Source organism: Pelomonas margarita (assembly GCF_043555875.1).
Taxonomy (GTDB): domain Bacteria; phylum Pseudomonadota; class Gammaproteobacteria; order Burkholderiales; family Burkholderiaceae_C; genus Pelomonas; species Pelomonas margarita.
Map to the genome: position 1 here is coordinate 1 of NZ_JBIGHW010000029.1, position 12,196 is coordinate 12,196.

Annotated in this window: 7 protein-coding genes; 3 read left to right on the plus strand and 4 right to left on the minus strand. The window is 69.2% G+C overall.

All coding sequences use genetic code 11. The features are described 5' to 3' along the window. From ACG0Z3_RS22800 to ACG0Z3_RS22810, 3 genes are all read right to left on the minus strand, one after another. Positions 1-79, minus strand: a 79-nt coding sequence (locus ACG0Z3_RS22800) for a hypothetical protein (RefSeq protein ID WP_394402076.1), incomplete at its 3' end; no start/stop codon positions are given. 36 nt (positions 80-115) lie between these two features. Further along, positions 116-508: a hypothetical protein gene (locus tag ACG0Z3_RS22805; RefSeq protein WP_394402258.1), complete on the minus strand. Its 393-nt coding sequence runs from the start codon at positions 506-508 to the stop codon at positions 116-118. 321 nt (positions 509-829) lie between these two features. Further along, entirely contained in the window at positions 830-1,837 is a 1,008-nt protein-coding gene (locus ACG0Z3_RS22810) for an NAD-dependent epimerase (RefSeq protein ID WP_394402261.1), read from the minus strand. A gap of 340 nt (positions 1,838-2,177) precedes the next feature. On the opposite strand from ACG0Z3_RS22810, the gene ACG0Z3_RS22815 reads away from it, so the two are divergent. From ACG0Z3_RS22815 to ACG0Z3_RS22825, 3 genes are all read left to right on the plus strand, one after another. Then, the gene (locus tag ACG0Z3_RS22815; protein WP_394402263.1) at positions 2,178-9,689 is read left to right on the plus strand and encodes a DUF1800 family protein; all 7,512 of its coding nucleotides are present in this window, start codon (positions 2,178-2,180) and stop codon (positions 9,687-9,689) included. After that, positions 9,686-11,122: a DUF1501 domain-containing protein gene (locus ACG0Z3_RS22820; protein ID WP_394402265.1), complete on the plus strand. Its 1,437-nt coding sequence runs from the start codon at positions 9,686-9,688 to the stop codon at positions 11,120-11,122. The genes ACG0Z3_RS22815 and ACG0Z3_RS22820 overlap by 4 nt, the downstream gene beginning before the upstream one ends. 161 nt (positions 11,123-11,283) lie before the next feature. Then, complete coding sequence (locus ACG0Z3_RS22825) at positions 11,284-11,868, plus strand: hypothetical protein (protein ID WP_394402268.1); 585 nt, start codon at positions 11,284-11,286, stop codon at positions 11,866-11,868. A gap of 77 nt (positions 11,869-11,945) precedes the next feature. Here the strand turns inward: ACG0Z3_RS22825 and ACG0Z3_RS22830 are convergent. Next, positions 11,946-12,196, minus strand: a 251-nt coding sequence (locus ACG0Z3_RS22830; RefSeq protein WP_394402271.1) for a UDP binding domain-containing protein, incomplete at its 5' end; no start/stop codon positions are given.

Here is a 12,196-nt window from a genome sequence, read left to right on the forward strand (position 1 = left end):
CCACATGGTTGCCCATCTCGGCCAGGCAGGCCCCGGTGACCAGGCCCACGTAGCCCGTGCCGATGGCGGTGACTTTCATTCGTTGTCCTCGTTCAATAAAACCGCGTGGGGCGGGTCACGACCCGCCGGCACCGTTGCATGGCACCACCAAACGGCGGGTCATGACCCGCCCTACCTCAGCGCCCACGTACAACGGACCGCCATCCGTCGGCACCCGCGTGCGGCGGGTCACAACCCACCCCACCTCATCACCCACGTACGACGGATCGCCATCCGTCAGCACCCGCGTGCGGCGGGTCGCGACCCACCCCACCTCATCGCCCACGTACGACGAACCGCCATCCGTCGGCACCCGCGTGCGGCGGGTCGCGACCCACCCCACCTCATCACCCACGTACGACGAACCGCCATCCGCCGGCACCCACGTGCGGCGGGTCATGCCCCACCCCACCTCATCACCCACGTACGACGAACCGCCATCCGCCGGCACCCACGTGCGGCGGGTCATGCCCCACCCCACCTCATCACCCACGTACGACAAATCGCCACCCGTCGGCACCACGTAGGGCGGGTCGCGACCCGCCGGCACCGTTGCGCGGCACCACCAAACGGCGGGTCATGCCCCACCCCACCTCATCACCCACGTACGACAAATCGCCACCCGTCGGCACCACGTAGGGCGGGTCGCGACCCGCCGGCACCGTTGCACGGCGCCACCCATCGGCGGGTCACAACCCACCCCACCTCATCACCCGCGTACAACAAATCGCCATCCGCCGGCGCCGGCGCCGGGCGTTTGTAACCCACGCACATGACATGCCTGTCGGCATCAGACCTTGTAGTAGTCCCGATACCAGGCGACAAAACGCTGAATGCCTTCTGGTACCGGCATGGCCGGCCGGAAATCCGTCCACGCCGCCAGCTCCTCCACATCCGCATGCGTGGCCGGCACATCGCCGTCCTGCATGGGCATGAAGTTCTTCACCGCCTCGCGCCCCACCGCCTGCTCGATCGCCTCGATGAAGCTCATCAGCTGAATGGGCGCATGGTTGCCGATGTTGAACACCCGGTACGGCGCACTGGAGCGCGCCGGGTCGGCCTGGGCAGGGTCGTAGGCCGGATCAGCCGTGGCCGTGCGGTCCAGCACGCGCACCACACCCTCCGCGATGTCGTCGATGTAGGTGAAGTCGCGCACCATCTTGCCGTGGTTGAACACGTTGATGGGCTTGCCCTCCAGCGTGGCCTTGGTGAACAGGAACAGTGCCATGTCCGGCCGGCCCCAGGGCCCGTACACCGTGAAAAAGCGCAGCCCCGTCGTCGGCAGCCCGAACAGGTGCGAATACGTGTGCGCCATCAGCTCGTTGGCCTTCTTGGTGGCCGCGTACAGGCTGATGGGATGGTCCACGCTGTGATGCTCGGAGAACGGCATCTGCGTGTTGCCCCCGTACACGCTGGAGCTGGACGCATAGGCCAGGTGCTGCACGCCGTTGTGGCGGCAGCCCTCCAGGATGTTGGTGAAGCCGACGATGTTGCTGTCGATGTACGCGTGCGGGTTCTCGATGGAATAGCGCACACCGGCCTGCGCAGCCAGGTGCACCACACGGTCAAACCGCTCGTCGGCAAACAGCTTGGCCATGCCTTCGCGATCCGCCACGTCCATCTTCACGAAACTGAAGCCCGGCTTGCCGGTCAGCCGCGCCAGCCGGTCGTGCTTGAGCTGCGGCGAGTAGTAGTCGTTCAAGTTGTCCAGGCCGACAACCTGGTCCCCACGCGCCAGCAGGATCTGGCTGACGTGCATGCCGATGAAGCCGGCGGCGCCGGTGACGAGTACCTTCACAGAATTCCCCAAGTAGCGCTAGACAAGCGAGCCGCCGGTTCCCGACGACCGGCGCATTCTCACCCGTGTTCACCCCGGCAAGCCCCGCGCCAGGCCGGGCACCCCGCGCATACAGGGAGGGTGGCTGAACGGCGCCCAGCGCCCACAGCCCCATGCGCCACGGCAAGCGCCGCCCGATTCCTAGCACCCTGATTGCGCGGCGTGCTTCTCGCTCGTTGCAAAGCATTACGGCCGGCAGCGGTGCCACGCGACATCTGCACATGCCAGGCGGCCCGCCCAGCCGACAGAATGCCGCCCATCCGCCGTACCCGTGAACGACACCGCCCCTCGTTCTGCCGCCATGTTCGCCCAGCTCCTCCGCCGCCCATCACGCACCAAGCTTGTGCTGACACTCTGCACAACCCTCGTGCTGGCGGCTTGCGGCGGCGGTGGAAGCAGCCAAGAGCAGGCGCCGGCAGCAACTCCGGCGGCAGCGGAGGAACCCGCGCGCCGGGTCATCCAGTCGGCCGCCAGCGCGAGCGAGGGCGCGGCACCGTCGCTCACCATCCGCGCCCACGCCAACCTGGCGGGCGATGTGGGCGCCATGATGTCCGTGCGCGTGGACGGCGTGGTCACCGACAGCGTCGAGGTGCGCGCCACCCAGCCCACCGACTACCGCCTGGCCATCCCCGCACTCAAGCCCGGCAGCCTCGTCGACGTGGTCTACACCAACGACGGCAGCGTCAACGGCGTGGACCGCAACCTGCACGTCCAGCAGATCAGCACCGCCGACACCGCCGTGCTGCCCACTGCGGCCATCGTCACCTACGACAAGGGCCCCGGCGCCGCCGCCTTCGACGGCCAGAACGTCATCGCCGGCATCACCACCGTTCACTCGGACGGTGCCTTGCGCATGGCCTGGCCCGCACCCAACCTCACCGACCGCCTCACCGTCCGCGCCAGCGCCACGCCTGCTGGCGGCGTCGGTGCGCAAATGATCGTGCGCGTGGACGGCATCGTGGTCGGTGTCTCCGAGGTCTCGTCCACCGAGCCCGTGGACCATGTCTTCGCCACGCCGCCCATCGCACTCAACAGCCGCGTGGATGTCGCCCTCGCCAATGCAGCCACCGTTGACGGCACGGCCCGCAGCCTGCGCGTGCACTACCTGATGGCTGGCACCACCGTGATGCAGCCCAGCGCCGGCAACATGTTCCTGGACGCCGGCTCCGGCCTGGCCGCCTACGACGGCGTCACCTTCGCGGCCACCTCGCAGAACCTGCTCACCGCCAACGGTGCGCTGCGCGGCTGGTGGCTCGCCCCCAACATGACCGACTCGCTGACGCTGCGCGCCAGTGCACGCCTGCTGGGCAACGTCGGCCCCATCGTCAAGGTGCTCGTCGATGGCGTCGTCATCGGCACCGTCGAGCTGCGCTCCACCACCCCGGCCGACATCGCCCTGCCCTCGCTGCCCCTCAAGCCCGGCCAGCGCGTCGAGGTCGTCTACACCAACCCTGCCGACGGCCGCGCGCTGCAGCTGGCCTATGCCATCACCGGCAAGACCGTGCTGCTGGCCACCAACAACACCCTCAACGCCGACTGGCCCGAGCCCAACCTCACCGACAGCCTGCTCATCCGCGCTCGCGGCACGCCCGCTGGCGGCGTCGGGCCTGTGATGCAGGTGCTGGTCGACGGCATCCTCGTCGGCAGCGCCGAAGTCAAGTCCACCGACAACGCCGACTTCCGCTTCGCCGTACCGCCCATGACCGCCGGCCGCAAGCTCGACATCGCCTACGTCAATGACGCCACCGTCGACGGCGTCGACCGCAATCTCTTCATCGCTTACGCCACCACCGCCAACACCGTCTGGCTGCCGGGCAATGCCGGCAACACGTATGACCGCGGCAACGGCGCAGCGGCCTTCGATGGTGCCGATGTCATCGCCGGCAGCAGCACCATGGCCTGGGGCGGTGCGCTGCGCGCCACCTGGCCCGAACCCAACATCACCAGCACCGTCACCGTGCGCGCCAGCGCGGTGACGGCCGGCGGCGTGGGCGCGCTCATGACGCTGTGGGTGGACGGTGTCGCCGTCAGCGCCGCCCAGGTCAACAGCACCGCCCCGGCCGACTACCTCATGCCCACCCCGGCCCTCAAGCCCGGCAGCAAGGTCGCCGTCACCTTCGCCAACCCCGGCACCGTCGACGGCGTCGCCCGCCAGCTCAACGTCGCCTATCTCATCGCCGGCTCCACCTTCCTCACGCCCTCCTCCACCGGCATCACTTACTCGGCCGGCAACCTCAGCGGCGCTTGGCCTGCCGTCAACGTGAACAGCTCGCTGACCGTGCGCGCCCACGCCAACCTGGCGGGCGATGTGGGCGCCGTCATGCAAGTGCGCGTGGACGGCGTGGTCACCGACAGCGTCGAAGTGCGCGCCACGCAACCTACCGACTACCGCCTGGCCATCCCCGCACTCAAGCCCGGCAGCCTCGTCGACGTGGTCTACGCCAACGACGGCAGCGTCAACGGCGTGGACCGCAACCTGCACGTCCAGCAGATCAGCACCGCCGACACCGCTGTGCTGCCCACTGCGGCCATCGTCACCTACGACAAGGGTCCCGGCGCCGCCGCCTTCGACGGCCAGAACGTCATCGCCGGCATCACCACCGTTCACTCGGACGGCGCCCTGCGCCTGGCCTGGCCCGCACCCAACCTCACCGACCGCCTCACCGTCCGCGCCAGCGCCACGCCGGCTGGCGGCGTGGGGGCGCAAATGATCGTGCGCGTGGACGGCGTTGTTGTCGGCACCACCGAGGTCACCGCCACCGAACCCACCGACCACGTCTTCGCCACCCCACCCCTGGCCGTGGACAGCCGCGTCGATGTCGCGTTCGCCAACGCCGCCACCGTGGACGGCACGGCCCGCAGCCTGCGTGTGCACTACCTCAAGGCCGGCAACACCGTGCTGCAGCCCAGCGCCGGCGGCATGAGCTTCGATGCTGGCACCGGCCTGTCCGCGTACGACGGCGTCAACGCCCAGCCCACCACGCAATCACTGCTCACCGCCAACGGCGCGCTGCGTGGCCGATGGCCCGCCGCCAACATGACCGACTCGCTGACGCTGCGCGCCAGTGCGCGCCTGCTGGGCAACGTCGGCCCCATCGTCAAGGTGCTCGTCGATGGCGTCGTCATCGGCACCGTCGAGCTGCGCTCCACCACCCCGGCCGACATCGCCCTGCCCTCGCTGCCCCTGAAGCCCGGCCAGCGCGTCGAGGTGGTCTACACCAACCCCGCCGACGGCCGCGAGCTGGAGCTGGCCTATGCCATCACCGGCAAGACCGTGCTGCTGGCCACCAACAACACCCTCAACGCCGCCTGGCCCGAGCCCAACCTCACCGACAGCCTGCTTATCCGCGCTCGCGGCACGCCCGCTGGCGGCGTCGGGCCTGTGATGCAGGTGCTGGTCGACGGCATCCTCGTCGGCAGCGCCGAAGTCAAGTCCACCGACAACGCCGACTTCCGCTTCGCCGTGCCGCCCATGACCGCCGGCCGCAAGCTCGACATCGCCTTCGTCAACGATGCCACCGTCGCCGGTGCAGACCGCAACCTCTACGTCGCCTACGCCAACACGGCCAACACCGTCTGGCTGCCCTCAGCCTCTGGCAACACCTATGACCGGGGTGACGGCGCCGCCGCCTTCGACGGCACCGACATCGTGGCGCCCAGCGGCAACATGGTCTGGGGCGGCGCCCTGCGCGCCACCTGGCCCCAGCCCAACATCACCAGCACCGTCACCGTGCGCGCCAGTGCCGTACCGGCCGGCGGCGTGGGCGCGCTCATGACGCTATGGGTAGACGGTGTCGCCGTCAGTGCCGCCCAGGTCAACAGCACCGCCCCGGCCGACTACCTCATGCCCACCCCGGCCCTCAAGCCCGGCAGCAAGGTGGCCGTCACCTTCGCCAACCCCGGCACCGTCGACGGCGTCGCCCGCCAGCTCAACGTCGCCTACCTCATCGCCGGCTCCACCTTCCTCACGCCCTCCTCCACCGGCACCACTTACTCGGCTGGCAACCTCAGCGGCGCTTGGCCTGCCGTCAACGTAAACAGCTCGCTGACCGTGCGCGCCCACGCCAACCTGGCGGGCGATGTGGGCGCCATGATGTCCGTGCGCGTGGACGGCGTGGTCACCGACAGCGTCGAGGTGCGCGCCACCCAGCCCACCGACTACCGCCTGGCCATCCCCGCACTCAAGCCCGGCAGCCTCGTCGACGTGGTCTACACCAACGACGGCAGCGTCAACGGCGTGGACCGCAACCTGCACGTCCAGCAGATCAGCACCGCCGACACCGCCGTGCTGCCCACTGCGGCCATCGTCACCTACGACAAGGGTCCGGGCGCCGCCGCCTTCGACGGCCAGAACGTCATCGCCGGCATCACCACCGTTCACTCGGACGGTGCCTTGCGCATGGCCTGGCCCGCACCCAACCTCACCGACCGCCTCACCGTCCGCACCAGCGCCACGCCTGCTGGCGGCGTCGGTGCGCAAATGATCGCGCGCGTGGACGGCATCGTGGTCGGTGTCTCCGAGGTCTCGTCCACCGAGCCCGTGGACCATGTCTTCGCCACGCCGCCCATCGCACTCAACAGCCGCGTGGATGTCGCCCTCGCCAATGCAGCCACCGTTGACGGCACGGCCCGCAGCCTGCGCGTGCACTACCTGATGGCTGGCACCACCGTGATGCAGCCCAGCGCCGGCAACATGTTCCTGGACGCCGGCTCCGGCCTGGCCGCCTACGACGGCGTCACCTTCGCGGCCACCTCGCAGAACCTGCTCACCGCCAACGGTGCGCTGCGCGGCTGGTGGCCCGCCCCCAACATGACCGACTCGCTGACGCTGCGCGCCAGTGCACGCCTGCTGGGCAACGTCGGCCCCATCGTCAAGGTGCTCGTCGATGGCGTCGTCATCGGCACCGTCGAGCTGCGCTCCACCACCCCGGCCGACATCGCCCTGCCCTCGCTGCCCCTCAAGCCCGGCCAGCGCGTCGAGGTCGTCTACACCAACCCTGCCGACGGCCGCGCGCTGCAGCTGGCCTATGCCATCACCGGCAAGACCGTGCTGCTGGCCACCAACAACACCCTCAACGCCGACTGGCCCGAGCCCAACCTCACCGACAGCCTGCTCATCCGCGCTCGCGGCACGCCCGCTGGCGGCGTCGGGCCCGTCATGCAAGTGTTGGTCGACGGCATCCTCGTCGGCAGCGCCGAAGTCAAGTCCACCGACAACGCCGACTTCCGCTTCGCCGTGCCGCCCATGACCGCCGGCCGCAAGCTCGACATCGCCTACGTCAATGACGCCACCGTCGACGGCGTCGACCGCAATCTCTTCATCGCTTACGCCACCACCGCCAACACCGTCTGGCTGCCGGGCAATGCCGGCAACACGTATGACCGCGGCAACGGCGCAGCGGCCTTCGATGGTGCCGATGTCATCGCCGGCAGCGGCACCATGGCCTGGGGCGGTGCGCTGCGCGCCACCTGGCCCGAACCCAACATCACCAGCACCGTCACCGTGCGCGCCAGCGCGGTGACGGCCGGCGGCGTGGGCGCGCTCATGACGCTGTGGGTGGACGGTGTCGCCGTCAGCGCCGCCCAGGTCAACAGCACCGCCCCGGCCGACTACCTCATGCCCACCCCGGCCCTCAAGCCCGGCAGCAAGGTGGCCGTCACCTTCGCCAACCCCGGCACCGTGGACGGCGTCACCCGCCAGCTCAACGTCGCCTACCTCATCGCCGGCTCCACCTTCCTCACGCCCACATCTGCAGGCGCCACTTACTCGGCCGGCAACCTGGCAGGCACATGGCCCTCAGCCAACATCACCGACACGCTCACCGTACGCGCCTACGCCACCATCGCGGGCGGCGTGGGTGCGGTCATGCAACTGCGTGTGGACGGTGTGATCGTCGGCAGCACGGAGGTGCGTAGCAGCACGCCTGTGGACTATCGATTTGCCGTGCCCAAGCTCGCGGCAGGAAGCCGCATCGACGTGGTCTACACCAACGACAGCAGCGTCAATGGCGTGGATCGCAGCCTGTTCGTGCAGTACCTGCAGATCAACAGTGGTACGTTGGTGTCGTTTGCCAGCGGCGTCATCTTCGACGCAGGCGCCGGCGAGGCCGCTGTAGACGGCGTGTCCACCAGCACGACCAGTGGCGGCTTGTATACCAACGGAGCGCTGCGGTTCACCGTGCCGACGTTCACGCCAGCCCCCAGCACTGCACAACACGCAGTCTCGCGCCTGCTGCAACAGGCCAGCTTCGGGCCAACGCTGGCCGACATCGAGCGCGTCGCGCAGATCGGCCAGGCGGCCTGGATAGACGAGCAGCTGGCGCTGCCCTTCACCCCCGACATGGTGGCCGCCATGCAGGCCCGCTACGACCAGGGTGACGCCTACCGCCCGGGCGGCGCCAGCTACAACCCCAGTTGGGTGGGCCAGCGCTTCTGGGAGGCCGCCGCCACCAGCCCCGACCAACTGCGCCGCCGCATGGGCTTTGCGCTGCACCAGGTCTTCATGGTGTCGCAGGCCGACTCCAACCTCTACTACCACGCCCGCGCCTACGCGCAGTACGTCGACACGCTCAACCGCCATGCGCTCGGCAACTACCGCGATCTGCTGGAGCAGATGGCTCTCAGCCCAGCCATGGGCATCTATCTCTCCCACATGCGCAACCGCCCGGAAGACGCGGCCTCTGGCCGCGCCCCGGACGAGAATTTCGCCCGCGAGGTGATGCAGCTCTTCAGCATCGGCCTGCACGAGCTGAACCTCGACGGCAGCCCACGGCTGAACGCCGGCGGCCAGCCCATCGAGACCTACAGCAACGACGACGTGCTGGCCCTGTCCAAGGTGTTCACCGGCTGGGGCTGGGCCTTCCCGGACGGCGAACTCACGGAACAAACCTTCCGCTACCGCAGCCCGGTGCTCACCGCCGCCGCCGACCAGCGCATCGACATCCTGCCGATGAAGGCCTACCCCGGCCTGCACTCCACCAGCGAAAAGCGCCTGTTCAGCGGCAAGGCCCAGAGCGTCACGCTGCCCGCAGGCAACGGCGCGCAAGCCGACCTGAAGCTGGCCCTGGATGCCCTGTTCAACCACCCCAACGTCGGCCCCTTCATCAGCCGGCAGCTGATTCAGCACCTGGTGAGCAGCCACCCCAGCCCGGCCTATGTGGCGCGCGTGGCGGCGGTGTTCAACAACAACGGCAAGGGCGTACGCGGCGACCTGGGCGCCATGGCCCGCGCCATCCTGCTGGACAGCGAGGCCACCAACCCGCCGGCCAGCGGCATTGGCAAGCTGCGCGAACCCGTTGCCCGCGTGGCGCACTGGATGCGCAGCCTGCAGGCAACGTCTGCCACCGGGCAATACGCCATCGTCAGCGACCTGGAGCCGCTGGGCCAACGCCCGCTGTATGCCGGCTCGGTGTTCGGCTACTTCCGGCCCGGCTATGTGCCGCCCAACACCGTGTTCTCCGCGGAGCGCATCACCGTGCCGACGATGCAGATCGTCAGCGAAACCACCACCGCGCAATGGATCAACCAGGCCGAACGCATGGCCGGCTCCGGGCTGGGCTGGACCGGCACCGGCCCCGACGTCAGCGCCCAACTCCAGCCGCTGGGAGACCTGGTGGCTGCCGGCCAGTTGGTGGCCGTGATCGACCGCCTGGACCTGCTGCTGTACGCCGGCCGCATGAGCGGCACGCTGCGGCAGGACTTGATGGACGCCATGCTCAGCGTCAGCGGCAACAGCGCAGCCGCCCACCTCAACCGTGCCCGCGTCGCCGTCTTCCTGGCGCTGGCCTCACCCGAATACATGGTGCAACGATGACAAGCCCTGCCCACACCGGCGCCTCACGCCGCAGCTTCCTGCGGGCGGTGAGCGGCCTGGCCGCCAGCGCGGCCATCCCGCACCACGGCCTGCCGCTGGCCACCAGCCTGGCCGGCCTGGCGGCAATGGCCAGCCAGAACAGCCAGGCCGCCACCACCACCGGCTACAAGGCCCTGGTGTGCCTGTACCTGAACGGCGGCAGCGACAGCCACAACTGGGTCGTCCCCCTCGACGCCTCGGGCTACGCCGAGTACGCCGCAGCCCGCCGCGAGCTGGCCTGGCAGGCCGACCGGCTGCAGGCCATCACGGCCACGGGCCAGGCTGCAGGCCGCGCCTTCGGCATGCCGCTGGAGCTGGCGCCGCTGCGCGAGCTCTACGAAGCCGGCCAGGCCGCCATCGTCGCCAACGTCGGGCCGCTGACGCGCCCCATCACCAAGGCGGAATACCTCGCCGGCTCGGGCGTGCCCGCCAAGCTCTACTCGCACAACGACCAGGCCTCCACCTGGCAAAGCCTGGCCCCGGAAGGCGCGCCATCGGGCTGGGGCGGCCGCATGGGCGACATCCTCATGTCCGCCAACGCCCAGCCCGTGTTCACCGCCGTCTCGGCCAGTGGCAACGCCGTGTTCCTGGCGGGCAGCAACGTCAGCCAGTACCAGGTGGGCGTGGAGGGGCCCATCTCTGCCAACGCCATGAGCGGCACCAGCGTATTCGGCTCCACCAGTGCTGGCAGTGCGCTGCAGCGCGCCTACGCCGCCACCGCCACTGACAAGCTGCAAATGGAGTACGCCCGCGTAATGCAGCGCAGCCTGGGCGCAAACACCCTGCTTCAAACGGCACTGGCGGGCGCCAATGTGCCCACCATCCCCGCCACCACGATTGCCCAGCTCAACGGCGTCAACACGACGCTGGACAAGATCAACCTCGCCCGCCAGCTGCGCATGGTGCTGCAGATCATTGCGGCCAACCAGGCGCTGGGCATGCGGCGCCAGGTGTTCATGGTGCAGATGGGCGGCTTCGACACGCACAACAACCAGATGCGCGACCAGCCCGTGCACATGGCCCAGGTGGCCCAGTCCATCAGCTACTTCATGGCGGCACTCAACAGCCTGGGCCTGCAGAACAACGTCACGCTGTTCACTGCGTCTGACTTTGGCCGCACGCTGCTGAGCAACGGCGATGGCAGCGACCACGGCTGGGGCAGCCACCATGTCGTGGCGGGCGGCGCCGTCAAGGGCCGGCAGATCTTCGGAAACTTCCCTGTCACCGCGCTGGGCACGTCCACCGACGTCGGCGCCGGCCGCCTGCTGCCCACCACGGGCGTCACCCAACTGGCCAGCAGCCTGGCCGGCTGGATGGGGCTGAACACCAGCGAGCAACAGATCGTGCTGCCCAACGTCGGCAACTTCGGCGCCGGGCCAGCGCTCTTCGCCTGAGCGGCGGCCGAGCCGCCGTTTAGGGATGGACGGCATCACGACGAAGGCCGTCCACTGAGTCCACTCGGGGCATCCCGCCCGCCAAAGGACTCGACATGCCAAGCTCTCACTGCCGTGCACACCGCTCGCTGGCGGCCTGGTGCCCCACCCGCCTTGCCGCCATGGCAACGCTCGCACTGGCAGGCGCACAGCCCGCCCAAGCCATCGTCTTCTGGGACGAAGTCACGCTGTACCTGACCCACGCCACCTACAACCCCGGCAACACGGTCGACACCACCTTCTACTTCGGCTCCCGGCCTGCGGTGGACCTCAGCAGCTTCGACTTCACCCTCACCTGGGACAACGCCCTGGCCACGCCAGTGGCCAGCGGGCCGGGGTCGGTAGCCGAATGGACGGCTGCGCTCAGCAGCAAAGGCAACGCCAGCTACGGCCAAGCCGGCCCGCAAGTCATCAAGGGCGGCTGGACGGCCGACCCGCTGGGCGGCTCAGCCAGCTTCATCTCAACGAGCTACAGCAACCTCAAGTGGGCGGTCTTCGCGTTCGAAACCAGCCCAGCGCTGAACGTGCCCTTCGTGGTCAGCATCGAGCTGACCAACATCAAGGACTCGACCGGCGACGTCATGGACCTGGGCTCCGGCTTCATCAACTGGGCCACCATCACGCCAGTTCCCGAGCCAGCCGGCTGGGCCGGCCTGCTCTGCGGGTTGGCCATGCTGACCCGCCTGCGCAACACCGCGCGCAGCTGACCTGCGCCACAGCCCTGCTTGCGGGCGCCACCCGTGTCATCACGACACTACGCCCGCATGCCCCGAGAACGACCGCCTCAACCGCGGCCAATGCCGCGGTACTCGATGCCCAGCGTCTTCATCAGCGCCGGGTCGTACAGGTTGCGCCCGTCCAGCACCACCGGCTGCTTCAGCGCCGCCTTGATGGCGTCGAAGTCCGGCGTGCGGAACTCCTTCCACTCCGTCACGATCAGCAGCGCGTCCGCGCCCTGCAGCGCCGCGTCGGCGCGCTCCACCAGCGTCACGTCGTCGCGCGGGCCCAGCACCCGCGCCGTCTCGGGCATGGACA